This is a genomic window from Oleiphilus messinensis, from assembly GCF_002162375.1.
In the GTDB taxonomy this organism is placed as follows: Bacteria; Pseudomonadota; Gammaproteobacteria; order Pseudomonadales; family Oleiphilaceae; genus Oleiphilus; species Oleiphilus messinensis.
This window is the reverse complement of the sequence record NZ_CP021425.1, coordinates 6,324,927-6,350,095: the sequence shown is the minus strand read 5'-3', so window position 1 is coordinate 6,350,095 and position 25,169 is coordinate 6,324,927. Positions and strand designations below refer to the sequence as shown.

Sequence of the window (25,169 nt, the reverse complement as noted above, 5' to 3'; positions counted from 1 at the left end):
GATGCCGGGGATATTTGACCAAATTACAGGGCAGTCGGAAGAAATAGCCGAGGATGTGGAGGGAACAGAACCCCATTTGGACACCTCTAAACTGGCATCGAAAGAATGCTCGAAGGGTAGTCCCATTGAGAGCGATTTTGAAGGCCGCACTGAAAGGCGAATACGCGATGCATCCCAAGAATTGTTGCGCTTTGGGCTATTGGAAGAAAGCCAGAAACCTAACCTGTACCGAGTTGCCATAGCAAACATGAGGGAGATTAATTCAATTCTTGAACCTCTTGATCTTTCGGCGTTTGCTGATGAGATTCGTGGGCTGGTATACCTAAGGGTTAGAAAAGATGATGTTCAGGAAGATCAGGATGAGTGGTCTCATCCGTTGGTTCGGAAGCAGCGATTAACACTCGAACAGTCATTACTAATAGCCATACTTCGACAGTATTTTATTGCTTATGAACAAGATGCTGGAAGTGGTGCATCCCAGGCTATTGTCGCAGTGGATGAACTGATTCCTCAGCTCCAAGTTTACTTGGGGGATTCAGGTAGCGAGGCAAAGGAGAGAACACGAGCGCTCAATCTTCTAGACCAATTAAAAGGTCATGGTTTGGTTTCTGCCCCGGATTCTCATGATCGCATAACAATCAGGCCGATGATCGCTCACTTGGCGAACCCAGAAAACCTCCAAGGGCTGCTGAATGGTCTGAAACAGAGACTGTCGGAATCAGAATCGTCTAACGATCAGGAGGAGCAACCATGAGCCAAGAAACGATGTGGCAATTAGATCCAACCTATGTTTTAAAGGAATTAGAGTTTTTTAATTGGGGTGGTTTTAACGGTCATCACTGCGCTCAGATTGACCCGGAAGGTACGGCCATTATCGGGCCAACGGGAAGCGGTAAAACCACGCTGGTTGACGCCTTGATGACATTACTTTCCGCGAGCCCAAGATATAATCTAGCCTCTACAGGAGGTCATGAAAGTGACCGAGACTTGGTATCCTACGTTCGCGGTGTTTCTGGCCCCGGAGATGGTGGGATGGACCAGTCTCACATTACTCGACCCGATAAAACATTAACCGGCATAGCCGCTACCTATGATAACGGTGAAAGTATTGTTCGATTAGGGGCATTACTTTGGTTTGACGATACAAGCTCTTCAGCCGCAGATATGAAGAAATTGTGGCTATTTTCTACTTCTCCAGATCAAACTCTGGAGCGTTGGTTAACTTTGAAGCATGAAGGCGGCATGCGTGCTTTACGTCAATTAGACAAAACTGATACTGGAATTTGGACCTACCCCAGCAAGAAAAACTTTCTCTCGCGAATAAGGGACTATTTTGATGTGAGAGAGAATGCGTTTAATCTCCTAAATCGAGCAGCAGGACTCAAGCAGCTTAATAGCATAGATGAAATATTTCGGGACCTGGTGCTAGACGACACCTCACAATTCGAACGCGCTAAGGAAGTAGCAGACAGTTTTGATGACCTCACTTCAATTCACGAGGAATTGGAGATAGCCCGTCGCCAACAGAAATCATTGGAACCCGTGAAACTCTATTGGGAAAAGTACCAAAAGAATGAACATTTGCTAAAAGAAAAGAAGCACTTACAACGCATTCTGCCCGTTTGGTTTGGTCGTCAAGCCTACCAATTATGGCGCGAAGAATACCTACGATTGACGGAAGCGTTAGAACAAGCGAATGCAAAAAAACTAAACATCCAAGAACGTTTTGATCTTCAGGAGAAACAGCGAGATAGCTTTAGGGAGCAATACCTGCAACTGGGCGGCTCGAACATTCAAGTACTTGAACAGCTTATTGAAGAAAAAGCCAGTGCCAAAGCCCGTATAGAGGGTGTTGCCAATCAGTATTTGAATTTAGCCAAGAATCTTGATTTATCAGCGGAGCTTTCTAGGGAGGCACTGGCGTCTAATCAAGCGATTTGTAAAACTCGTATAGCTGAGGTTGAGCAAATCTTAAGCGAGAATCAAAAAACCGCTTTCCAGCTGGGTAGTGACGAGCAACAAGCGAGGAATAACCTGCAAGAGCTAGAAACAGAACTAGCGGATATTCAGCAACGTCCTAGTTCTAATATACCCGCAAAATATCAGCGTTTTCGAACGGAATTGGCAAAAGAATTGGGTATAGATGAAGACGCTCTTCCTTTTGTAGCCGAGCTCGTACAGGTTAAAGAAGACGAGCATGAATGGCGAGGTGCTATAGAAAGGGCCATTGGTAGTCATCGACTGCGAATATTGGTGCCGCCGGAAAAGGCAAAGCTTGCCTTGACTTGGGTTAATCACCGGCACAACCAGTTACATGTTCGTATTTTGGAAGTTAAGCAGGTAGATAAACAGCCCCGATTTTTTGACGATGGTTTTACCCGCAAGCTGGAGTTTAAATCACACTCGTATCGTGAAGCTGTTAAAGAATTGTTAGCGGGAATTGATCGGCATTGTGTCGATTCTGCGGAAAAACTTAGGCACACCCAGCACGCTATGACCGCGCAAGGACTGATGTCAGGTAAGGCGCGTTTTTTTGATAAGCAAGATCAAAAACGCCTTGATGAAGACTGGTTAACCGGATTTGATAATCGGGATCGATTGCATTATTTGGCGCTGAAGATCAAAGAAGCGAAAAGTTGTCTGAATGATCTAGTCGCCCAGCTGGAAAAAGCAAAAGAGCAAGTTGCCGTGAATACCCAGCAAAAAGAACTGTTAGAAAACTTGCAACAACTAAATTTTGATGAAATCAATATCGAGCAAGCGAAGGAAGAATTAAATAGCCTAAGGGATAAGCTTCAAAAATTAACGGCGCCAGACTCTGATGTTGCTTCAGCAAAGCGGAAGTTAAAAGAAGCTGAACAGCAACTGAAGTCGCTTGATGAGCATCGAACAACTTGTATAAAAACTTGCGCGCTTTTAGAAGCAAATCAACAAAATGCAGAACGACAAAAGCAAAAAGCGTTTAAAAAATCAGAGCTAGGACTTACAGGTGAAAATATCACCTTGGCGGAAGCTAGTTTCTCCAAGATTTCTGCAGATCAGATTGAAGAGTTGGATGAACTGGAGAAACAACAGTTTGAACAATTGCAGTCGAATATAGATAAACTCGTTGGTACACAAAATTTGTTAAGTAAAGACCTAGTAAAGCGAATGTCAGATGCTCAGCGAGAAGATAGAGGCGCCTTGTCGGAGGTTGGCCGGGAACTCGAGGATGTCCCAAAATATCTCGATCGACTGAAGACACTCACGGAAGAAGCATTACCAGAGAAACGTCGAAGGTTTCAGGAATACCTCAACCGATCTTCTGATGAAGGCGTGACCCAATTGCTCATGACGATTAACAGTGAAGTTGAGAGAATCGAGGAGAAGCTTGAAGACGTTAATCAGACTCTTCGCAGGGTGGATTTCCAGCAAGGCCATTATTTGCAGCTAGTGTCTACAAAAGTCATTCACGAAAGTTTGCGCAGTTTTAACAAGGCCGTTAAAACGCTTAACTCTGCGCGCTTTATCGAAGATGAAGGCGAAAGTCACTTCAAAGCATTACAGCATATTGTCAGTTTATTGCGTGATGCCTGTGAGCGCAGTAGAACGATGGCGGCAAAAGCGTTACTTGACCCTAGGTTCCGGCTTGAATTTAAAGTGTCCGTCATTGATCGTTCTAATGGTAACGTGTTGCACACTCGTCGAGGCTCTCAGGGTGGTAGTGGGGGCGAAAAGGAAATTATTGCTTCTTATGTACTGACTGCTTCTCTGAGTTATGCACTTTGTCCCGATGGCAGCAGTCGACCTCTGTTCGGCACGATAGTTTTGGACGAGGCTTTCTCACGCAGTTCACATGCTGTGGCTGGTCGTATTATAGCCGCGCTAAAGGAGTTTGGATTACATGCGTTGTTCATTACGCCAAATAAAGAAATGCGCCTGCTTCGTAACCATACCCGTTCTGCTATTGTGGTTCACCGTAGAGGAACATTTTCAACATTGACAACCCTAAGCTGGAGGGAGCTAGACACGATTCACCGGCAGCGAACAGAGGTGGTGGATGAAATCACCGAATGAAATTGCTGTTCGTTTAGCAAAGCAGTGGCACCAACCTTCTATTCGAGTTGAACGTCTTTTATCATCAGAGGCTTGGCCTCTTGAGTTTCCAATTGGTAAACCAACAGGAGCAGAATTCGTAGGACAGACGAAGTCTGTAGAATCCCACATTAGACATTGGCGAGAAGTAGAGATAGGCGAGGTCATCTGGGAGCCCATTAAATACCGGGCTGGCGCAAAAGCTGTTTCCATGCCTGTTCGATGGATCTTGCGCTCGCCTTCCGAGTGGATTGCCGCTACAGCTGACAAAAGCGTAAAGGATGAATTTTCAGCGCTTGAACATATTGTCTCTTCTGTCCACGAATTATTTCGGGAGCCTATCGTTCGTAATAGATCGATTTGGCGTGGCAAAGATATAGATGAAGTTGTGACAACAGCCCGTTTGGCAGAATCTTTATCACCTGGAGATGCTAGAGGAAGACCATTACGATTACTTGGTGGGCTTGGCATCGACACAAAATTTTTCGAGCGTAATGGTAGCCTTCTGATCTGCTTATTAGACGAACGTTATGACGGGCTCGCGAGCGAATTGGGGTTGCATGCTTTTCTCGATGCTTATAGTGAAAATGACCACTGGGTTATGCTTACACCTCTTGATCAACACCTTTTGCCATTTCAACGTATGAGAGTACCTACCAGTGAGTTATCGCAAAAACGATTGCCTGGTTCCCATGTGCTAGTGGTTGAAAATGAACAATGCATTCATTTATTACCTGAGTTAGCCGGAACGATAGCTATTCTTGGTGCAGGTTTAGATTTACAGTGGTTAGGTTCTGAAGTTTTTGATGACCAATCCATTGGCTATTGGGGAGATATGGACACTTGGGGATTGCTGATGTTGGCCCGAGCAAGGCTGTATAGGGCAAGTGTCGAATCCTTGTTGATGAATCAATCTCTATTTGATTGTTATTCTGCTGATAATGCTGTTCATGAACCTGCTCTAGCTCAACAGGTTACTCCAGAGGGGTTGACCGAAACTGAATCTCGTTTCTACGATTATCTATTGACACAAGAGAGAGGCCGATTGGAACAGGAGTATTTGCCAGAAGCAGGTGTTAAGATGGCTCTGAAGTGTTGGAGAAATAAAACGAGTTCGTAGCTTCGGTGAGGTAAAAGAGCGCAGGGCGGAGTCACTCGGTATAATAAACTATAGAAGAGCACGGAATTAGAGATTATGGAAAAATTTGATTTGTTTTTTACGCTACTTATGAGCTTTATTACACTCTTGATGTTACTGCAGTTCTTGCCTACTAAAATGTTAAAACAAGGTTTTCAAAGCCTGATTCTGTATGCGTCAGGAATTTTTGTTTTTATTCTCTCTGACAAAGGGGCATTGTTGAATGCCTTGGCAATTCTTTTGGCATCGGCCGGTGGGCTTTTCATGGTGGCGAGAGTACGAACACTGACTGTTTTTCACCAGATGGATCATTTAACAAAGAACTAGCATGACTTCCATAGAACAAGAGTTAGCACAAATAGAAGAGCGCTTACTTGTTCTAGAAAAGGAGAAAAATCAGTTATTAAATCGTAAGCAACTCCTGCAGCAAGAACGCCATTCGGGTTTACGTACCGCTCAACAGACTGAATTGCTCAGCCTTGAACAAAAAGTGGCGCTATTTTCTAGTTTGTTCAAAGGCAGAACAGACATCTTTTCTTTACGATGGGAAAATAAACAAGGCCGTAGCGGTTATTCTGTCGCCTGTGCCAATGAGTGGAAACAGGGTATTTGCAATAAACCCAGGATTAAATGTGGGGATTGTTCACATCGCATCTTTGTCCCGATAGATTATTCCGTTATTTATGATCACCTTGCGGGTAAGCATACCGTAGGTTTGTACCCTCTATTACCGGACGATGATTGTTGGTTTCTGGCCGTCGATTTTGATAAGACAGACTGGCAGCCATCAGTATTGGCATTTCGGCAGACATGTGTCGACTTTTCTTTACCATTTATAGTCGAGCGGTCTCGATCAGGGAATGGCGCACATGTTTGGATATTCTTTGAAGAAACTGTGCCAGCGAGTGATGCTCGCAGATTAGGTTTTGCGTTATTAGATAAGGCAATGGAAAAGCATGCTGGTTTATCTTTCGAGTCTTACGATAGACTTTTTCCGAATCAAGATACCATGCCTGAAGGAGGTTTTGGGAATCTCATTGCGCTGCCGTTACAGAATGGGCCGAGACAAGTTGGGAATTCTGTTTTTGTTGATGAGCATTTCAACCCGTATCCTGATCAATGGGCTATTCTCCAAAGTCTCAGAAAAATTAGCAGGCGAGAACTGAGTAGTCTGCTTGATCAATTGGAAGATACCGGCGAGAGTGAACCGGAGCTGAAACCTTGGGAGAAATCCTTCCCGGTTAAAAAGGATAAAATTGAAAACTGTCCTGCAAATGTCGGTCTTGTTTTGGCAAACAAAATCTATATTCCTATTGAGGGCCTACCTCAGGCACTTATTGCGAGAATGAAGCGCGTAGCGAGTTTTTCAAACCCTGTATTCTTCAAGACACAGGCACTGCGATTCTCGACCAATGGTATTCCCCGATTTATATGTTTGGCAACCATTGAGCAGGGTTATCTATGTGTTCCCCGGGGATCTTATGACGATACTGTCGAGATCCTCGGCCAGCAAGACATTGAACTAGAAATTGATGATAAGCGGCAAACAGGGAAAAAGCTTAAAGCCATTAAATTTAAAGGCGAGTTAAGAGCTGATCAGAAATCTGCTGTGAAGTCACTTTGCAAGCATGATGTGGGCGTATTGCATGCGCCAACTGCTTTCGGAAAAACGGTTACGGCAATAGGCGTCATTCATAAGCGCAAAGTAAATACGTTGATACTCGTCCATAGTCGACAACTACTGGATCAATGGAAAGAGAGATTGTCGATGTTTTTAGATAACGCAGAGATTGGTGTCATTGGTGGCGGCAAAAGAAAAGCGACAGGAATCATCGATATCGCCACCTACCAGAGCTTGATTAATCGAAAGGATAATACTGTGGACCAAAGTGTCTTCGAGTATGGCCAAGTGATCATTGACGAATGCCACCATATTTCAGCACCCAACTATGAGCGCCTACTCAATGAAATTCACTCGAAATATGTGTTCGGTGTTACGGCGACACCTCAACGACAGGATGGTCACCAGCCTATAATATTTATGCATGCAGGATCTATCCGCCATACAGTGACTTCATCGAAGCAAAGCCAGTTCGAGCAGCGGGTAATCACTAAAACCATTACCTCTACTCCGCCTGAAAATTTGCTGGACTCGGAGTCGAGGCCCCATATCGCAGAAGTATATCGATGGTTAATGGAGAACGAAGAACGAAATCGTCAGATTACTGAAGATCTAGTGCTTGCTGTCAACGAAGGGCGTAATCCTATTCTTCTGACTGAAAGACGAGAACATGCGCTTTTATTAAGTGAGCTTTTAAGCGACAGAGATGTTTCTCATACAATCCTTCGAGGAGGCATGAAAGTTAAAGAGCGTAAAGATGCCATGGACTCGTTAAATAAAACGAAAGTGCTGATCGCAACTGGCAAATACATCGGTGAGGGATTTGATCTGCCAAAACTCGATACATTATTTCTGGCGCTTCCTATTTCCTGGAAAGGCTCGCTAGCTCAGTATGCCGGTCGTATCCATCGCGAAGCAGAAGGAAAAGACAAAGTAGTCATTTATGATTATGTGGATAGTGGATTACCAATGCTACAAAGAATGTTTCAAAGGCGGCAGAAAGGTTACAGCGCATTAGGCTATACTGTTGTAGAAGCCGGTGCTGATCAGTATATTCAAGGTAAGTTGGTTTAATAGCTCAGTTTTTTGTAAGGCTATCAAATATTAGGGTCCAACTTTATTTTATTTATACAGTTATATATTGACAAAAATGTATCACACTTTTAGTAGTTCGAGTTATGCTTAGCTGATATTGCATAGCTCGGATTATTATAATGAGCCATAAAATATCCTTATTAAACCCCTACCCTAAACAAACAGATAGTCTCTTTGAGCTCGCTGTCTTCTCGCTTTTTGCTTGGAATAACTCTGTCACCGATATACATGAGCAGTTTCTTCTTAATTCTGAGGCCACAATTGATATTGCAAGAAGATTGGGTACTAAACATTCCGTACACAAAGTGATGTGGTCTAATCGAACAGTGGATCTAATTATATCTTTTTTAGAGATCGTAAACTTGACGCTGAATTATAAAAATAAGGATTAGTTACAATATGGCCAAAGACCTCACCAAGTCCTCCCACGACCGCCAGAATATCCTAAACAACCGCTATGCACTGCAACAGGCTGAGCAGCACCTAAGCTTGGGCGGTGTGGAGTTTGAAGGTGACACGGTATTTACTAAATCTCAAGTAATGGAGCTGTATGAGGTTAGCGATAGTACGATAGAGAAGTATCTGGTCAGTCATGCTGAAGAATTAAAAGCGAACGGCTATAAGCTCCTTAAAGGTAAAAAACTGAGATAATTCAAAATATTACAGGATGGTACCGTAATCAATTACGGTACCAAAACTAGTGTCCTTGGGGCATTTAACTTTCGAGCAGTGCTGAACTTGGGTATGTTGCTGACCGAAAGTGAGCAAGCACGCCAGTTACGTTCTCGCCTGTTAGATATCGTACTGGATGTTATGGCAGAACGAACGGGAGGGCACACTAAATTCATCAATCAGCGAGATGAAAACTACTTGGTCTCAGCACTTCAAGAAGAGAACTATCGTCGCCAATTTACAGATGCATTGGATAAGTATGTAGAGGTCAACAAATGGACTTATGCCCGGTTTACCAATCTCATCTACCAAAGTATATTTCAGGAAAAAGCCGCCGAATATAAAAAGGTTTTGAATTTGGCGGCCAAAACGAATATCCGTGAGACACTGTATTCTGAAGTGTTGAACCTGATTGCGAGTTACGAATCGGGTATCGCACATGAGTTCGAACAAGCAAGTAAAGCCCAAGGCCGCAAGCTGAAACAGAAAGAGGCTGAAAGTCTGTTTGCTAGCTTCGAAAAACATCCCCTGTTTAAACCTCTGATATTGGATGCACGAACCAAGATGGCAAGTCGTGATTTATGCTTTCGCGATGCACTACACGAGAAGTTGGAAGCTTACATACAATCCGTACCAGAAGCCGATTTCGAACGATTCCTGAGCGAAAAGAGCCGCTCTTTAGAGGAACAATTGAGTGATCCCGAAACGTTGGCGGTGCTCGAGCGCCTGAAAGACCGCTAGTCAAAGGACTGTATCTATGAGCGACACTACAGGAGCGGCGTTAAGGTTTTTCTACTTTGATGTAGCTCAAGAGCATGATTGGATTATCGAGCATACCGGTGGAATGGCAGGGACCAAAGATATTGGTCAGTTGGAAAGCCCTTTAGAACATATCCAAAATGATTGGTATTACCCTGAGATGGAGGACAAGCTGACCCACTTGGTGTTTTCCATCAACAAAAACCATGCGTTTAATGATGGCAATAAGCGCTCTTCACTGGTGTTGGGCGCATACTTCCTTGAGTTGAATGGTTTCGACTATGTGGTAAAGCGATTTGTCAAAGAGATGGAAAACATTGTCGTATGGGTGGCTGACAATGTGGTCGATAAAGATCTGCTTCATCAAATCATCAGTTCTCTGATTTACGAAGATGAGTATTCAGAAGAGATAAAGCTGGCCATCGTAGAAGCTGTTGAGGCAGCCCAACAATCAGATCAGGACTAGCCTTAAGCAGCTATCCGAAAAATATGATAGTTTTTTGTCAATTTACAGTCGTGGGGTAGAGTTTTAATCAGTCTCACTATACGACAAATGAGAAGCGTATTTACAACACTGACCATCGGATCTCACAAAACCAAACCCGTTAACACACAAGACCAATATTCTGATTTGTTATTCTATTTCATGAAAGCGATTGAAATAGAAATCCTACTGTAATAGCATCTACACCTGACTTAAAAAGTCCAATTCCAGACAGCCGGTTAAACCGGTATATTAGTGAGAAAAAAATATTCATTAGATTTTTACCCTACAACAATCCATTTCCCGCCAGAATCATCGCTCTCCGTTAATCAGCTACGGCAAATACTCCTCCCAGCACTTCTCAATCTTGAAGGTGTAGAACAATCACCCCAATATCACCCTGAAGGTGACGCACTCTATCATTCCCTACAGGTATTTGAATTAGCTTACAACGAAACTAATGATCCCGAGTTGTGGGCGGCAGCATTGTTTCACGATCTGGGTAAAGCAATTGATCCTCCTCACCATGACCTCGTTGGCGCAGAAATGTTAGCTGGGCTTTTACCTTCGCGTGTTATCTGGCTGGTTGAGCATCATTTAGACTTACTCAAACACTCGGCACGTACACGCAAGAAATTACGTGGCTCACAACAACTTACTGACTTGGAGCAGTTAAGGCGTTGGGATTTGAAAGGCAGGCGGGTTGACGTTGATGTTATCGCGCCCGAAGTTGCGCTGGAACTCGTTTTATCCGGCCTTGCGGAGATTCATTAGTTCTTATCATTTTTCAACATCTGCGGCCAATCGCCGCCTTACTGATGCGAAAATTTCAAGTTAAAAAGAAAGCAAAGAAGAGTCACCAGATCCGGCAGCAAATCATTAAAACCGCTGCAAAGTTAATGTATGAGGAAGGCGTTAGTCAGTATTTTGATGCGAAACGCATTGCTGCACGTCGTTTATTCAAACAAGGTGGTGGCGGTAGTTTTCGTGTAATAGACCTGCCTTCAAATGGTGAGATTGCCAATGCCCTTGCGGAACTTGCGCAATTGAAAGAAGGTGATGCCAGGACTGCAAGACTATTTGCCATGCGGATTGTAGCTTTGGATATTATGGAAAACCTATCCAATTTCAATCCGAGACTTATCGGGTCTGTCAGTACAGGTCGAATCCGGGTGAGTAGTGATATTGATATCCACGTATTTACGGATTGTTTCGAATTTTTGGAAGAAGAACTTCGTCGAATTGGATGGCACTATGAAACGAAACAAGTATTGGTTCAGAAAAACGGGAGAGTTGAAGAATATACACACGTTTTTATCGACAGCGCGTTCCCCGTTGAATTGTCGGTTTATCCCTCGAATGATCTTCGCGTTCGTGGCCGCAGTAGTACCGATGGCAAGCCAATTATCAGAATGAAAGCTCAAGTGCTTCAGGCTCTTATCAGTAATGAACACAATGAAGCCTGGGTGAACTATCTACAAACGGGCGAAATAGCCGGTATTAGTGATCATTGTGCGTTGTAAGTCTCGATAGAATAGGAACGGGCATCATTAACGGAATGCTCGTTTCGGATTGAGCAATTTGTCGTAAATTATTGGCAGTCTGACTTAAAATCACTCAAATCGTAAAGCCGTCATCTACAACAATATTTTGTCCATTTACAGATTTAGACATATCTGAGAGGAGATAGAGTAGTGTGCCGACGAGGTCGCTTTTTTCTAGCATGCCTTTTGTTAAACAATAAGCGCTGTAAGCGTCCAGGAAGCTATCGGGTTGAGCATCGAGCACACCACCAGGGCTGATTGAGTTGACCCGGATACCTGTGCCCTTAAGCAACTTTGCCATGTACTTGGTTAAGTGAATCAAAGCAGACTTTGCCACAGCGTATTCTACGGGGACCGTCATGTTAGTGTCGTTGTAAAGTTCGAATCTTGGCGCGATGACGCCGTAGATTGATGCAATGCTGATGATGTTTCCGTGGCCCTGGTTTTTGAAAAACTCGGAAAACTTCTGTGAGGTTAGAAAGTAACCGCCTATGTTTAAATTGGTATTTTCACAGAAATCCGAATAATCGACATCAAAGAAACCTCGGCCATAGTTCTTGTTTCGAGGGTAGGCGTTATTGACGAGTCCATCGATCTTGCCGTATTTCGAGGCGATTTCGGTGATCGCTGCTAATACCGAGCTTGTGGATGTGATATCAAGCGAAACGAAATCAGCACTGCCTGTATTACCTTCCGTTTCAATATCCTGACACAGGGTTCGCCCATGCTCTTCATTCAAGTCTGCAATTATCGCAATACCGCCTTCACGGGCAATGGCTTTAACGAATTCGCTTCCCAGTAATCCAGCTCCACCTGTCACTACAATAACTTGTCCGGATAGCATTCTAAATACCTTGTTTCAAAATGAGTTCTGCGAGCATGAAATCGATCGGTGTGTCGATATCCACAGCTCTTTCGGGGGGGAGAATAACCGCTTTGACCGAGCCGCTAAAAATACTGTTATTGTCCAATACGAATTGAGGGCGGGTAACGTAGACTGCCGTGCTCATATCATATACAGCGGGGGCATCCTGCCGGCGAGCAATCACAGAGTCCGGTTTGATCACTAATGATGCATGATGGTTGGCATCCAAGGTCACCATGTTGAAGTAGGGACTTCGATCTGCTTTTTGGGCTGTGATCACAACATCAACGTCGTCATCCAATGCATTGATGCATTGTTCGATATCCTGAAGCGATCTCAACGGTGCTGTTGGCGGTAGACTGACAAAAACATCGAAGGTGTCGTCCTGGTTTTCTATAAATTCAATGGCATGTCGCCAAGCCATCCACTCGGGCGCGTGGTCTGATGCGAGCTTTTCGGGACGAAGAAACGGCACTTCGGCACCGTATTCCCGGGCGATCTCAGCGATCTCTTCATCGTCTGTGGAGACAATAACGCGATCAATTAGAGGAGAGGCCAAAGCACTTTCAATCGAATAGGCTATGAGCGGTTTACCATTCAATAATTTTATATTTTTCCTCGGGATACCTTTGGAACCCCCACGAGCAAAGATAAACGCGATACAAGTCTTATTGTTTTTCAATTGAGTCATGACCTGGCGATTTGGATGAATTGAGTTGGATGAATTGATTCGAACGTGCCGACAGTTTTGCGGCCAGGGCAATTTCCAGTGCTTTCTTTCCCTCGTCTCTGCCGATACAAGGTTCAGTGACGCCATTCATACAATCAATGAAGTGTTGTATTTCTTCGATAAACATGTCATTCCGGTCGGTTTGAATCTTATCGGGATATTCTGCAGTTATCGCCGTTTCTGGAACCGAGCAAGCTATTTCGCCTGTAATTGCATTCCATGTTAACGTGCCCCTGCTGCCAATGACCTTGCACAGTCGTGTTGGTGAACGCTGTAAAAAATCCATGTGAATGAGCGCTTTGACTTTGCTGACAAAGGTTAGAATGATGTTAACATTGTCTTCGACATCAATATCCAGTGTTCCGGTACGGGACGTGTCTGCATATAATCCGGCGACTTCACCAAAAAACCATCTCAGGTAATCGAATTCATGGCTGAGTTCGAGTAAGACCCCGCCCCCCAGATTTTCCTGTGCTGATACCCCGAATCGATAATCTCGGTTGGTCCGCCAGTCAGGTAAATACTGGCCTGTATCGACAATGACCTGGAGTGTCTCTCCGATAACACCGGATTCTAAAAGATGTTTGAATTTTCTGGCACTTTCGGAATAGCGAAAGTTATAACCGGTGAGTAGAATCAGATTGTTTTTCCGAGTTTGCTCAATCAGTTCATCTATTCCGTCCAAGGTGTTCGAGATGGGTTTCTCGATGAGCAAATGGATACCACGCTGTGCCAGCTCCAGGGCGATTTCGATGTGAAATGGAGATGGATTGCACAGGACTGCCGCATCAATATCAAATTGTTTTGACGCTGCAATGTCATAAATTATATGGTCGATTTTGCCCGAACAGGCAATTTCAGAACGTTGCTGCGACGACTGTTTGCTTCGCAATGCAATAATACGGGATTCAGGTTGGATTGCTTTTATGTTGTTTACGTGGCGTTGACCAATGCTACCCAGTCCCACAACTAAAAATGTATGTGCCATAGTTCCTTATGTTCCGCTCAATAATGGCATACTGGGCAAATTAACCAAACGTCCCTCTAGCCATTCAGAATTGGTTAAGACGCCTTGTTTGGCATAACTGAACATTTTCTGCTTGTGCATGAGGCGCCAAACGGGTCGGGTCATTACACCCTGTTCGTTAGTATAGCTAAGCAGACTCTTTCGAGAGGCTTCATCCGGACAGATTATGGCGTTTAACCAATAGTTGGACTTTGCATACTCTGGCTCTGCAATAAACTCAAATTCCGACTGCTTGAAAAACGCTTGATAGTGTTCAGCAAGTTCTCTTTTCTTCCTGAGAAAGAGCGGCAGTACCTCCATCTGTGCGCACCCCAGTGCCGCGTTTAGATTTGGCATCCGGTAATTGAAGCCGGCTTCATCATGTTCAAACTCATAGGGATGGGCAATTTTAGCTGTGGTTGTGATATGTTTGGCCCGGATGCCATCTGTTTCAGATGCGCAAAGTAACATCCCGCCACCACCGGTTGTGATGATTTTATTGCCGTTGAAACTGAGTGCACTGAATTTTCCAATCGTCCCGGTGTGTCGACCTTTGTAGTACGATCCAAGACTTTCAGCGGCATCTTCTACCAACGTTATGTTCCAGTGTTTGCACACTGACGCCAGTTCATCCAATTCAGCGGGGTGCCCGAAAGTATGCATTGGCACCATGGCTCTGATAATCTGGTTGGAGGTTTTATGTTGGCAATGTCCCTGTGCATTAATGAACGTATGAGCAGTTAAATATTCTGCGGCTGCTGTCGGGCAGAGACCCAGGCTTTTTCTAGAAACATCAATAAAGAGTGGCTCCGCCCCCATGTGGTGGATGACATTGCACGTGGCAACGAAGGTCATGGATTGTGTGAGAACCAGGTCATGAGGTTTCACGCCAGCCATCAGCAGCGCAATATGAAGCGCAGAAGTGCCATTGACGGTGGCAACCGCTTTCCTGCTTTGAGTGAACTGCTCTATCTGAGACTCGAACTGGTTTACATACTCACCTACGCTTGATACGAAGGTACTGTCTATTGTTTGCTTTAGATAGTCCATTTCATTGCCAATGAACGTCGGTGCATGCAACGGAATGAAGTCTTTTGTCTGGTACGTATCCTGAACGAAATCAACAATAGCTTTATTAAATGTTGTCATCATGTGATTACATTTTACTGTCTAGGTAGGTCCCTGTTTCGAGATGCTGAAACTCAGGGACTACTTTGTTAAAAAGATCAACGATTTCGGTTTTTTTCCACAAGCCCCGCTTTTTCATTGCGGCAATTTCATTTTCGAATACAGTCAACATGTCTTCGTTAAACCTGCACTCATTTTTGATAATACCGATGCTCTTGAATTGATCCGTAACCACCTGTTCTGTGTCTGAGAAGAATTCCTCGTACTCTTTTTCACCTGTCGTATTGCTCTGTGTAAACAAACACGGCCATTTGCCCTGCCGGGGTAGATCGCTTACCAAACGCCGCGCTTCCTCTTCAGAATGGCAAAGATAAGGTTCAAATCCACGCTGTATCAGATAGTTTTTGGCGATATCGGCGAATGTAAGCAAGTGAAGGTGCTCGGATAACTTGGGGAAAAAGATATCCCGGTTTTCACCGAGCAGGCAGGATAACAGGCAAAGTTCACCAGATTCTTTTGGCGTAATAAAAAAACGCCTGATATCGTTTGGCGCGACGATGGGTTGTTGTTTTAGCAGGCGTTGGTTAAATCCATGTAATAGTGAGCCATCGGAAAACGCGACATTGGCGAATCTTGCAGTGGAAATATCAATCTCGGTACTCCGGCGCATGAGAAAGGTTTCCATAATACGTTTCGAAGCACCCATCATGTTTACCGGATTGGTCGCTTTGTCTGTGGAGACACAAAAGTATTTACTGGCCCCACCCATTCTGGCCTGAACAATCGATTTGTCGGTATTGAAAATATTGACATCGATCATTCGCATGAGGGTGAAAGGATCCTTTTCACTCCGAACATGTTTGAGGGCAGACAAGTTTAGAACATAGTCGTAATCCCCATCAGAGTTGATCAGTGCGTCATACTCGATACTGTTGATATCTAGAGCGAAGGTTTTAAAATCCCCAGCGATGTAACCTTCTGAGCTTCTGATATCTCTCACAAGTTCCACCAGGTTGTTTTCACTGATATCCACAACATGTAACTTCGAGGGATTTCGTTTGAAAATCTCTTTGGTTACCGCTTGTCCGATGGAGCCTGCACCTCCAAGCACAAGAAATTTTGAATTTGAAACTATCTCGTTGATGGTTGTTGCTTGTGAATTCATATCATCGGCAAAGAGTTCTTGCTCTCTACCGATTAAAGGTAAAATTGATATCATCGAATGATCTTCTCAGGAGTGGATCCAGAATTTTGTGTTGTTGCTTCCGTTCTACACTCGTTGCCAAAAAAGTAGCTAAAAATAAACGCTACCCGTTTTTTTGTGTTAATGACTTGGAATAAAAAAAGAAAGCGAACAGTATTACAGCAAAATAGTAATAATCGAACATGAAAGCGATTGAAGCCCCGGCAGCCAAAATGGAAAAGTGGTAACAAGTATAGACCATGAGTGCAACGTATATGGTTTCAGATTTAACCGTAATCAATAACAAATCAATCATCCTGAGAAAGAAAAACACTGCAGCAGTGAGCAGCATTACGCCAAATATATGGAGATTTGCGTGACCATGGGCAACGAAAGAAGAGGGTGCTGTATAAAAGCTTCCATCAGACCATCCGGTGAGCTCTTTCCAGGCGAAGACATCTAACAGAATTTGTGTATGTGCCCCGAAACTCATCCAGCGCGGTGCTGTTGCACCGTAGAGTATGTTATCGAAGTTGAAATAATTCACTACAACGTATTGCGGTATTAGGTTGCCCAAAGTCAGCCTCTCAATCGGGTAAAGAAAATCGATGGCGCTCTTGTGCATGATGTAGGCAGATATTGATGAGATTATGATAACGGTTACAGTAACTGCCCAAAAAACAAATCTGTTGTTGAGTTGCGATGAATGGGAAACCAACGAATACAATATCCAGATCTGGAATAACGGGATAATCAGTGCGCCTTTTGATACATTCGACATTGACTCAAGCATAACGATGATTAAAAGCGGTATATAAATGAGTAAGTTACCTGTTTTTTTGTTGGCTGCAAATTTAACGAGAGGAATGGTCATTGCGAATAACAACACTTCAAAAATGATTTTCAGGTAGGAGGGTTTGATGCCCCAAAAGTGATTGCCATCCGAATATGTGCTCAATCGGGCAGAATGGGCGCCACTAAAATCACCGGATAGCAGCATCAACAGAGGCGAATTGTCCAAAAACTTTGCCATTGCAATTGCGCCGGTTACTAATCCGACACCGATTATAGGGATGTAATTTATTCTTTCGTCAGTGATTGCTTTGACATCGACAAGTCGTTGGTAAGGCGAAACTTTGAGTAAAAGTGCGTCGATAACGATATAAATAAAGACCACTACAGAACTACAAGCGGCTAAATATAAAACCGTATCTTTATTGATGTAGCTTAGTTGTTTTACCCCATGCTCCGCGAAAAATAAAAAAACCAAGCCAATATGATTACTGATGATGTAAAAGAGCATTACGATACTGGAACAATTCACTCTCAGAACACGAGCTCCATATTTACTTCTGTAGCTGAAAAGTAGCAGGAGTGGGAACAAGTAGAGAACAAAGAACAAGAGTGTCTTCATGGTATAGTTTTAAAATCGTCTCGTAGAAGAACCAGTAATCCCGCTCTCTTTAGCGTGAGAAACTGGAGCTCGATGATCGTGGTTATTTCTCATATTGGCATGCCAGCCCAGATCTATGATTGCGTTGATTACGGATGAAATGTTTGTGCGTTAGCGTTCTGTTGCTAAAATTGCATAATACAGATTGAGTTTACACGGGAATCTAAAGCATACATGATTCTTATTTTATATCAGTGAGTTAATTTTTTATGGTTGATTCGTTGTTCTGTTTTGTTCAAGTATAGATATTTATTTGTTGGCGATATGGATATTCTTAAATCACCGCTGGAAGTTCCCGTAGAATTAAAAATCATACTCCTGTGTTGTGGTGATTTAGAACTCAATCAGGATCAGCTATCCCAGTTAAGGGAATTTCTGTCTTTGGATGTTGATTGGGCAATCCTGCTGGAATCCGCACGATATCATCGATTGGTTTTGCTTCTGGCCAGAGAACTCAATAATCATCGTGGGCAAGTGCCAGGGTGGGTTATGGAGACTCTGGGCAAAGAACGTCGTTTGATCGCCCAAGCCAATTTACGACAGGTCAAAGAACTAAATAGTATTTCGAAAGCATTGGCGGCAAGTGATATTCCGCTCATTTTGCTCAAGGGATTGTCCTCAACACACCTTTTTTTTAACGGTGATGTTGGATTACGTCAATCCAGCGATATTGACTTACTGATCAAACCTGCAGACTTTCCAGCCGTCGCAGAGGTATTGTTTGAATTAGGCTTTGATTTAAATTTCGACTCAAAAATCCCGGCACGAGAGCTTGTAAAACGAAAACAATTTCAGTCCGTTCAAGAGTTAACCTTTGTTAAAAAAGAATTGAAGATCGATTTACATTGTCAATTAGCGCATTTCGCCGCATTGCCGATTGACCCTGATGATCTCTGGAATGGTTCACAAGAACACACGATATATGGTGCTAAAGTACGTTTGCTGGCTGAAGAATTGTTATTCATTTATTTGTGTGTGCATGGATCGCGACATAACTGGATGAGATTGCATTGGCTGAACGATATCAATTACATGCTCAAAAATAACGAGCTGAATTGGTCCATTGTTGTCGCTGAAGCCGAAAAGCTAGGGGTCATGCCCTGTGTTGGTGTGGCTTTCAGGGTCTCAAATCTTGTGTTTGGAACCCCCGTACCGTATCAAATAAAAGCCCGAAACCAAGTTTGGAAAAATGCATGTAGACTGTCTGCAAAGATACTACCCGATATACTGAGTTGCCCCCCGAAAAAATTCACGACCCATGGTATCAGGGCACAATTCAGTTATTGGCTTTGGTGCCTCAGGTTGCAAACTAAACCAATGAACAAATTGAAAACGATCTATTCTTCATTCCAACCATCCGATAAAGATCTTGCAACAATGCAATTACCTGATCGCCTGTCTTGGATGTATGTTTTTGTTCGTATTGTAAGGGCAGGAAAAGTACTCTTGAGTAAGTATGTTTCCTGATATTCGTGATTGAGGTATCGCATCGCAGAATGCGTGCTGTTGATGTCAGGATTTGAAAGTAACACGATTACGAGTGTGATTCTGGAACTTACCAGAAAAATGAATAATCTTATTTATAATCGATTGCGAGAATAAATTGATACTGATTCTAGATTACGGGACGGGTAATACCGGATCCATTTTAAATATGCTCAAGAAAATCGGTGCCGAAGCGTCGATCACATCAGATCCGGGGGCTCTTCGTGAAGCCACAGCGATTATCTTGCCCGGAATCGGCGCTTTTGATAATGGAATGTCGAAACTTGAGCGATTTATCGTGCCATTGGAGCAAAAAGTTCTGGAAGAGAAAGTGCCATTTTTAGGCATTTGTCTCGGTATGCAGTTGCTCCTTGAGCGCAGTGACGAGGGCACACGAGCGGGTCTGGGCTGGATACCCGGAGAAGTTAAAAAATTCAGCTTTACCCATACTCAAAAGAAATTGAAAGTACCGCATATGGGCTGGAATGTTGTTTCGCCCGCGAGAGAAGATGGATTGTTTAATGGCTTTGAAGAGGAAGCCAGGTTTTATTTCGTGCATACCTATCACGCTGTCGTAAAACATAAAGAGCATACCCTGGGTACAACGGTTTATGGTTATGACTTTGCGTCAGCAATACACAAAGACAATATATTCGGCGTTCAGTTTCATCCCGAGAAGAGTCATAAATTTGGAATGAACTTGCTGAAAAATTTTATCAGTTTATCCCTATGTTGAGAGTACGCGTTATACCTTCCCTTTTGTTGCGCGATGGTGGCTTGGTGAAAGGCCGCCAATTCAAGCATCACAAGTATGTGGGGGACCCCGTCAATGCCGTTAAGATTTTCAATGAAAAAGAAGTCGATGAGCTGGTCTTTCTGGATATTAGCGCGACTTCAGGTGGACAGGGGCCTAACTACGAGTTGTTAGTTGATATCGCGAATGAAGCATTCATGCCTTTTGGCTATGGTGGCGGGATTACATCCTGCGATGAGATCGAAAAGCTCTTTAAAATCGGTATCGAAAAAGTGATCTTGAATACTTCGGCATATTCAAACCCGGATCTGATCCGAAATGCAAGCCGTGTGTTTGGATCTCAAAGTATTGTTGCCTCAATAGACGTTAAAACCTCATTTTTGGGGCGATCTGAGGTTTACGTTCAAAATGGTACCCGTGGCACTAAAATCAACCCGCTCGATTACGCGAGGAAAATGCAAGATCTGGGTGCAGGTGAAATTTTACTTTGCTCGATTGATCGAGAAGGCACAGGTAAGGGATACGATCTAAATTTATTGAAGGCGGTTAGCGAGTCTGTAGATATACCTGTGGTCGCTGCAGGTGGGGCCGGGAAACTGGAGGATATGTCAAAAGCAGTTTCCGAAGGCGGTGTGTCGGCGGTAGCGGCAGGTGATATGTTTGTCTTTCATGGCAAGCACAAAGCCGTGCTCATAACGTACCCGAGCTATGATGAATTGAAATCTTTATTTTAAAATGGTTAAAGTCATGAACAGAACCGTCTGTACACGCTGTGTCATGGATACGAGTGATGAAAAAATAACGTTCAACTCTGTTGGCGAATGCAGTCATTGTCAAATATTTGATAAGGATAGCCAATCCATGTGGTTCCCCAATGAAACCGGAAAACAGAAATTGGGGAAAATACTGGAGCAAATTCGAAAGGAAGGAGAAGGCAAGGAGTATGACTGCATTATCGGGCTCAGTGGTGGGGTAGACAGTTCGTATCTTGCACTCAAAATGAAAGATTGGGGGTTGCGTCCACTTGTAGTGCACATTGATGTCGGCTGGAATAGTGAGTTGGCAGTTCACAACATTGAACAAATCGTAAAATACTGTGGTTTTGATTTATACACCGATGTAATGGATTGGGAAGAAGTGCGCGATTTGCAGGTAGCTTACTTGAAATCCGGTGTTTCCAATCAAGATGTCGTGCAGGATCATGCGATATTTTCATCGTTGTATCATTTTGCTGTGCAAAATGGAATCCGCTATGTTATCAGTGGTGGAAATATGGCCACGGAGTCGGTAGCCCCGCATTCCTGGCATCACTCGGCAATGGATTCTATTAACCTTCGGGCAATTCATAAGCGCTTTGGCCATAAAAAACTTCAGTCCTTTAAAACAATCTCGTTTTTTCAGTATTTCTTTTACTATCCTTTTATCAAGAAAATGACCACTATCAGGCCTTTGAATTATATGCCTTATAATAAAAAAGAGGCGCTTGAAGAGCTCGTTAGGACTGTTGGCTACAAAGAGTACGGACGAAAACACGGTGAATCCAGATTTACCAAGTTTTTTCAAAATTATTATCTACCTAAAAAATTCGATTACGACAAAAGGAAAGTGCATTTATCCAGCCTTATTTTGTCCGGTGAAATCACACGGGATTGCGCACTAAAAGAACTGGAAAAGCCACTTTATGATCCCGTTGAATTGAAAAATGATAAGGAATATGTTGCCAAAAAACTGAAGTTATCCGTTGTTGAACTTGATCAATTGATCGATGAGCCTGGTAGATCATATGTGGAGTTCGATAATTGGGATCGGCATTATGCTTTGTTGCAAAAGCTAAAAAACATATTGCAAAAAGTGACCAATAAGAAAATCAAAACCTATGCTTAAAATTGCCCACCTCACATCAGCGCATCAACGTTACGACACCCGAATTTTTTTGAAAATGTGTTCATCTCTGGCACAGCATGGCTTCGATACGAGTCTGATCGTAGCGGACGGGAACGGTGATGAACGAAAAAATAATGTCCAGATTTATGATGTCGGCGCTAAGGGCACCAAACGCATACACCGCATGACGGTAACCGTCAGGAAAGTTTATACAAGAGCGAAAGCATTGGATGCAGACGTCTATCATCTACATGATCCCGAGCTGATGTTTGTCGCTTGGAAATTGAAATTATCAGGTAAAAGGGTCATTTTCGATGCCCATGAAGATTTACCAAAACAACTGTTAGGCAAGGCCTACTTAAACGCTGTATCCCGAGTCGTGCTGTCTAAAGTGTTCGCCTTAACAGAGTCATTGCTCTGCGCCAGACTCGATGCTGTGGTTTGTGCGACGCCTTCGATCGGGGAAAAATTCAAAAAAATAAACAGGCAAACACTGGTCATCAATAACTACCCGATTCTGGATGAATTGTCGACCCGTAAGCCTTGGGAACAGAGAGAAGACGCAATCTGTTATGTGGGGTGTATGGATTCCTATCGAGGTGCAAAAGAGCTTGTACATTCCATCGGTCTTACCGATGCAAAATTGAAATTTGCGGGTGTTTTCAGCGATGAAGCGCTGAAAAACGAGGTCAAAACCTATACTGGTTGGAAACAGGTCATCGATTACGGCTTCATTGATCGGAAGGGGGTTGCCGAGTTGATGTCTGAATCAAAAGCGGGTTTGGTTATTTTCCACGCAATCCCCAATCACATAGATGCTCAGCCCAATAAAATGTTCGAATATATGAGCGCAGGTCTCCCGATTATCGTGTCAAATTTTCCCTTGTGGAAGCAGGTGGTAGAAGAGAATGACTGTGGAATCTGTGTTGACCCGTTAAATGCAAATGAAATAGCACAGGCGATACGAACCATAATTGAACACCCTGAAAAATCCAGTGCCATGGGAACAAATGGCCAGGAGGCTGTGGTTAAAAAATATAATTGGGGAGTTGAATCGAAAAAGTTGACGGCTCTCTACGAAGAGTTCTGATCGTTTTCGATCACGTGGCCTGCTTTTTTGTCAGCACTGACTCTGGATTCTCGAATCTGCGCCTGCTTTTTTTCAATTGAGTTACTGAACCTCCATGATCATTCATGAATTTTGGTCTTTGGAGCCCACATGAATTTAATACGCTGAAGATTTAATAATAATGTCGCAACCTTTAGTTGTTTGGTTACTTCAAACCGGAGAGCCGCTTCACATCGATCCAGGAACCCACAGGCCGATGAGAGCGATGAACCTGGCTAATTCCCTTGTGGCACAAGGACATAAAGTGATTCTGTGGAGCTCGGCGTATTTCCATCAGGAAAAGCGTCACCGCTGCCAAGGTGTTACTACTGTACAGGTCAATCCAAATCTGGAAATTCGGCTGATACCCAGCCCGGGATACAAAAAAAACATAAGCGTTTCCCGCTTGTGGGACCATATCGTTTTAGCGAAAAATTTACGCAGCTTACTCAAACAGCCTCATACGGAGCCCGATGTCGCCTTCATAGGTTACCCACCTATCGAAGTTGCATCGGTGATGGTGCATTGGCTGGAAGCGCGAGGGATACCTTGTATACTTGATGTTAAAGATCAGTGGCCGCACATTTTTACGGAAGCATTTCCACAAAAGGTTCGGCCGTTGGCTGGCATGATGTTACTGCCTTACTTTTCCTACGCAAGGAAAACAATGAGTACCGCGACAGCATTAACCTCCATGGCGGACGACTTTTTAAATTGGGCAATCGCATTCTCTGGAAGAGAAAGAAGGCAAGAAGATCAGGTTGTACCTTTAACGGCCTCTGACGCCGCCATAAGCGATAAAGAGTTGATTGATGCCAGGTCCTGGTGGGACAACCAGGGAATTCGTGTCGGGGTCAACAGGGTTTGTTTTGTCGGTAGCCATTCACCTGCATTCGACATGACGCCATTACGGAACGCAGCCCAGTATTTTATGGAACATAACATATCCTGTGAATTTGTTATTTGTGGTGATGGTGATTCATCTGAAAACTGGCAAGAAATGATGTCAGGTTTACCCAATGTTCGGTTCCCGGGTTGGGTTGATAGTGCACAAATTGCTGCATTGGTGGAACGTTCCATGGCTTCAATTGCACCGTATTGCAATACCGAAAACTTTGTCAGGAGCATTCCAAACAAAGTGCTTGATTCGCTATACCACGGATTGCCCATTTTGACGCCCTTGAAAGGCGAGGTCACCAAGTTACTTGAAGAGCATAGTATCGGGCTTATCTACGGTGAACACCCAGGTAAAACCCTGGAACACTGTGTAGAAGCATTGATTACGGATACAGGCAAGCGTCAGTCCATGGCAGAAAATGCGTCTGAGCTTTATCAAAACAGGTTTTCATACGACACTGTCTACAGTGCTTTGGTTAAGCGAATAGAAAATTTAGCGAAGAGATTCCAGAGTGATGGAGCAAGATAAACAGGTCGAGCTAGACAGGTACGATGGGAGAGCAAAGTCTCAGTTGAAGGACTATGATGTTGCAAAGGATCAAATGCAATTTGGTGCCTCTGCTTTTGCCGAATATCTGCGATCACCTTACCTTTACTATGAACAATGCATTAAAAAGCTAGTGACCGGGGATAAATTAGTGCTTGAGCTTGGTGCTGGAACAGGCCAGCACTCACTCGTATTGGCAGAGACTGGCGCGCAGGTCATCTATACCGATATTTCTGAAAATTCCCTCAAATTACTCATGAAGCGATTGGCACGCTTGGGTTTGAGCAATATTCGTATGCAAGTTGCGGATATTGAATCCCTGCCCTTTCAAGACCAGTTGTTTGATGTGGTAGTGTGTGCGGGTAGTTTGAGTTATGGCAATCCCGGGTTAGTCGATGCGGAGATTAAAAGGGTGTTAAAACCCTCAGGCGTCTTCGTTTCCATCGATTCGCTGAATCACAATCCGATCTATAAAATTAATCGCTGGCTTAACTATAGAATGCATAAACGTACTCTGAATGTTATCAAGCGAATACCTGACCTTACACGCATCAATGCTTTAAAAAACGATTTTGAAGCGATTGATGTGAAATTTTTCGGTGCCTTCACATTTTTGATGCCGCTCATTGCGAAGGTTATCGGTGAAAAGCAAGCAAAATCGATATCTGATTATCTGGACAGGGTTTTCCGAGTGAAATATTCGGCTTTTAAATATGTGCTCATCGCTCAGAATCCAAAATAA

At 43.6% G+C, this 25,169-nt stretch carries 23 protein-coding genes; 17 read left to right on the top strand and 6 right to left on the bottom strand.

Going from position 1 to position 25,169, the window contains the following annotated elements; translation table 11 throughout:
* The first annotated feature begins 1 nt into the window (after position 1).
* The 10 genes from OLMES_RS27705 to OLMES_RS27660 all read left to right on the top strand — a co-directional run bounded on the left by OLMES_RS27705 (position 2) and on the right by OLMES_RS27660 (position 11,366).
* The gene (locus OLMES_RS27705; protein WP_087464243.1) at positions 2–754 is read left to right on the top strand and encodes a DUF4194 domain-containing protein; all 753 of its coding nucleotides are present in this window, start codon (positions 2–4) and stop codon (positions 752–754) included.
* On the top strand, positions 751–4,056 hold the full coding sequence (locus OLMES_RS27700) for an ATP-binding protein (protein WP_087464242.1): 3,306 nt from the start codon (positions 751–753) through the stop codon (positions 4,054–4,056). The genes OLMES_RS27705 and OLMES_RS27700 overlap by 4 nt, the downstream gene beginning before the upstream one ends.
* On the top strand, positions 4,040–5,194 hold the full coding sequence (locus OLMES_RS27695) for a Wadjet anti-phage system protein JetD domain-containing protein (protein WP_087464241.1): 1,155 nt from the start codon (positions 4,040–4,042) through the stop codon (positions 5,192–5,194). The genes OLMES_RS27700 and OLMES_RS27695 overlap by 17 nt, the downstream gene beginning before the upstream one ends.
* A gap of 75 nt (positions 5,195–5,269) precedes the next feature.
* Positions 5,270–5,539, top strand: a complete 270-nt coding sequence (locus OLMES_RS27690) for a hypothetical protein (protein WP_087464240.1) — start codon at positions 5,270–5,272, stop codon at positions 5,537–5,539.
* 1 nt (position 5,540) lies between these two features.
* Positions 5,541–7,907, top strand: a complete 2,367-nt coding sequence (locus tag OLMES_RS27685; protein ID WP_198343161.1) for a TOTE conflict system archaeo-eukaryotic primase domain-containing protein — start codon at positions 5,541–5,543, stop codon at positions 7,905–7,907.
* A 420-nt stretch (positions 7,908–8,327) separates the two neighbouring features.
* Positions 8,328–8,579 carry a hypothetical protein gene (locus tag OLMES_RS28460; RefSeq protein ID WP_198343160.1) on the top strand — a complete coding sequence of 84 codons (252 nt, stop codon included), beginning with the start codon at positions 8,328–8,330 and terminating at the stop codon, positions 8,577–8,579.
* 93 nt (positions 8,580–8,672) lie between these two features.
* A complete protein-coding gene (locus tag OLMES_RS27675) occupies positions 8,673–9,341 on the top strand; it encodes a hypothetical protein (protein WP_198343159.1) in 669 nt (222 codons plus the stop codon).
* 16 nt (positions 9,342–9,357) lie between these two features.
* The gene (locus tag OLMES_RS27670; protein WP_087464238.1) at positions 9,358–9,825 is read left to right on the top strand and encodes a type II toxin-antitoxin system death-on-curing family toxin; all 468 of its coding nucleotides are present in this window, start codon (positions 9,358–9,360) and stop codon (positions 9,823–9,825) included.
* A gap of 273 nt (positions 9,826–10,098) precedes the next feature.
* Positions 10,099–10,617, top strand: coding sequence for an HD domain-containing protein (locus tag OLMES_RS27665; protein WP_232465226.1), 519 nt, complete (start codon positions 10,099–10,101; stop codon positions 10,615–10,617).
* A gap of 44 nt (positions 10,618–10,661) precedes the next feature.
* On the top strand, positions 10,662–11,366 hold the full coding sequence (locus OLMES_RS27660) for a nucleotidyltransferase (protein ID WP_232465225.1): 705 nt from the start codon (positions 10,662–10,664) through the stop codon (positions 11,364–11,366).
* A gap of 94 nt (positions 11,367–11,460) precedes the next feature.
* On the opposite strand, the gene OLMES_RS27655 is transcribed toward OLMES_RS27660, so the two are convergent.
* The 6 genes from OLMES_RS27655 to OLMES_RS27630 form a co-directional block, all read right to left on the bottom strand.
* On the bottom strand, positions 11,461–12,231 hold the full coding sequence (locus OLMES_RS27655; protein ID WP_087464237.1) for an oxidoreductase: 771 nt from the start codon (positions 12,229–12,231) through the stop codon (positions 11,461–11,463).
* A 1-nt stretch (position 12,232) separates the two neighbouring features.
* Positions 12,233–12,853, bottom strand: a complete 621-nt coding sequence (locus tag OLMES_RS27650; RefSeq protein WP_232465224.1) for an acylneuraminate cytidylyltransferase family protein — start codon at positions 12,851–12,853, stop codon at positions 12,233–12,235.
* 67 nt (positions 12,854–12,920) lie between these two features.
* Positions 12,921–13,970, bottom strand: coding sequence for a Gfo/Idh/MocA family protein (locus OLMES_RS27645; protein WP_087464235.1), 1,050 nt, complete (start codon positions 13,968–13,970; stop codon positions 12,921–12,923).
* Positions 13,971–13,976: 6 nt separating this feature from the next.
* On the bottom strand, positions 13,977–15,140 hold the full coding sequence (locus OLMES_RS27640; protein ID WP_232465223.1) for a LegC family aminotransferase: 1,164 nt from the start codon (positions 15,138–15,140) through the stop codon (positions 13,977–13,979).
* A 4-nt stretch (positions 15,141–15,144) separates the two neighbouring features.
* Positions 15,145–16,335, bottom strand: coding sequence for a UDP-N-acetylglucosamine 4,6-dehydratase (locus OLMES_RS27635; RefSeq protein WP_087464234.1), 1,191 nt, complete (start codon positions 16,333–16,335; stop codon positions 15,145–15,147).
* An 88-nt stretch (positions 16,336–16,423) separates the two neighbouring features.
* Positions 16,424–17,623 carry a hypothetical protein gene (locus OLMES_RS27630; RefSeq protein ID WP_087464233.1) on the bottom strand — a complete coding sequence of 400 codons (1,200 nt, stop codon included), beginning with the start codon at positions 17,621–17,623 and terminating at the stop codon, positions 16,424–16,426.
* Positions 17,624–18,016: 393 nt separating this feature from the next.
* On the opposite strand from OLMES_RS27630, the gene OLMES_RS27625 reads away from it, so the two are divergent.
* From OLMES_RS27625 to OLMES_RS27595, 7 genes are all read left to right on the top strand, one after another.
* Positions 18,017–19,219, top strand: coding sequence for a nucleotidyltransferase domain-containing protein (locus OLMES_RS27625; RefSeq protein ID WP_087464232.1), 1,203 nt, complete (start codon positions 18,017–18,019; stop codon positions 19,217–19,219).
* A gap of 136 nt (positions 19,220–19,355) precedes the next feature.
* On the top strand, positions 19,356–19,973 hold the full coding sequence (gene hisH, locus OLMES_RS27620; protein WP_087464231.1) for an imidazole glycerol phosphate synthase subunit HisH: 618 nt from the start codon (positions 19,356–19,358) through the stop codon (positions 19,971–19,973).
* Positions 19,967–20,725 (top strand): AglZ/HisF2 family acetamidino modification protein, encoded by a 759-nt coding sequence (locus OLMES_RS27615; protein WP_087464230.1) that lies wholly within the window; start codon positions 19,967–19,969, stop codon positions 20,723–20,725. The genes hisH and OLMES_RS27615 overlap by 7 nt, the downstream gene beginning before the upstream one ends.
* A 13-nt stretch (positions 20,726–20,738) precedes the next feature.
* Positions 20,739–21,875 carry an N-acetyl sugar amidotransferase gene (locus tag OLMES_RS27610; protein ID WP_087464709.1) on the top strand — a complete coding sequence of 379 codons (1,137 nt, stop codon included), beginning with the start codon at positions 20,739–20,741 and terminating at the stop codon, positions 21,873–21,875.
* The gene (locus OLMES_RS27605; protein ID WP_087464229.1) at positions 21,868–22,965 is read left to right on the top strand and encodes a glycosyltransferase; all 1,098 of its coding nucleotides are present in this window, start codon (positions 21,868–21,870) and stop codon (positions 22,963–22,965) included. Before OLMES_RS27610 ends, OLMES_RS27605 begins: the two co-directional genes overlap by 8 nt.
* Positions 22,966–23,125: 160 nt before the next feature.
* Entirely contained in the window at positions 23,126–24,409 is a 1,284-nt protein-coding gene (locus tag OLMES_RS27600; RefSeq protein ID WP_087464228.1) for a glycosyltransferase, read from the top strand.
* Positions 24,396–25,169, top strand: a complete 774-nt coding sequence (locus OLMES_RS27595) for a class I SAM-dependent methyltransferase (protein ID WP_087464227.1) — start codon at positions 24,396–24,398, stop codon at positions 25,167–25,169. Before OLMES_RS27600 ends, OLMES_RS27595 begins: the two co-directional genes overlap by 14 nt.

Bases quoted from the DNA above. Each gene is read 5' to 3' on its own strand.
- OLMES_RS27675 (WP_198343159.1), top strand. From the start codon at position 8,673: ATGTTGCTGACCGAAAGTGAGCAAGCACGCCAGTTACGTTCTCGCCTG.
- OLMES_RS27705 (WP_087464243.1), top strand. From the start codon at position 2: ATGCCGGGGATATTTGACCAAATTACAGGGCAGTCGGAAGAAATAGCC.
- OLMES_RS27615 (WP_087464230.1), top strand. From the start codon at position 19,967: ATGTTGAGAGTACGCGTTATACCTTCCCTTTTGTTGCGCGATGGTGGC.
- OLMES_RS27595 (WP_087464227.1), top strand. From the start codon at position 24,396: ATGGAGCAAGATAAACAGGTCGAGCTAGACAGGTACGATGGGAGAGCA.
- OLMES_RS27635 (WP_087464234.1), bottom strand. From the start codon at position 16,335: ATGATATCAATTTTACCTTTAATCGGTAGAGAGCAAGAACTCTTTGCC.
- OLMES_RS27660 (WP_232465225.1), top strand. From the start codon at position 10,662: ATGCGAAAATTTCAAGTTAAAAAGAAAGCAAAGAAGAGTCACCAGATC.
- OLMES_RS27690 (WP_087464240.1), top strand. From the start codon at position 5,270: ATGGAAAAATTTGATTTGTTTTTTACGCTACTTATGAGCTTTATTACA.
- OLMES_RS27695 (WP_087464241.1), top strand. From the start codon at position 4,040: ATGAAATCACCGAATGAAATTGCTGTTCGTTTAGCAAAGCAGTGGCAC.
- OLMES_RS27600 (WP_087464228.1), top strand. From the start codon at position 23,126: ATGTCGCAACCTTTAGTTGTTTGGTTACTTCAAACCGGAGAGCCGCTT.
- OLMES_RS27640 (WP_232465223.1), bottom strand. From the start codon at position 15,140: ATGATGACAACATTTAATAAAGCTATTGTTGATTTCGTTCAGGATACG.
- OLMES_RS27700 (WP_087464242.1), top strand. From the start codon at position 751: ATGAGCCAAGAAACGATGTGGCAATTAGATCCAACCTATGTTTTAAAG.
- OLMES_RS27625 (WP_087464232.1), top strand. From the start codon at position 18,017: ATGGATATTCTTAAATCACCGCTGGAAGTTCCCGTAGAATTAAAAATC.
- OLMES_RS27685 (WP_198343161.1), top strand. From the start codon at position 5,541: ATGACTTCCATAGAACAAGAGTTAGCACAAATAGAAGAGCGCTTACTT.
- OLMES_RS27610 (WP_087464709.1), top strand. From the start codon at position 20,739: ATGAACAGAACCGTCTGTACACGCTGTGTCATGGATACGAGTGATGAA.
- OLMES_RS27645 (WP_087464235.1), bottom strand. From the start codon at position 13,970: ATGGCACATACATTTTTAGTTGTGGGACTGGGTAGCATTGGTCAACGC.
- OLMES_RS27670 (WP_087464238.1), top strand. From the start codon at position 9,358: ATGAGCGACACTACAGGAGCGGCGTTAAGGTTTTTCTACTTTGATGTA.
- OLMES_RS27605 (WP_087464229.1), top strand. From the start codon at position 21,868: ATGCTTAAAATTGCCCACCTCACATCAGCGCATCAACGTTACGACACC.
- OLMES_RS27655 (WP_087464237.1), bottom strand. From the start codon at position 12,231: ATGCTATCCGGACAAGTTATTGTAGTGACAGGTGGAGCTGGATTACTG.
- OLMES_RS28460 (WP_198343160.1), top strand. From the start codon at position 8,328: ATGGCCAAAGACCTCACCAAGTCCTCCCACGACCGCCAGAATATCCTA.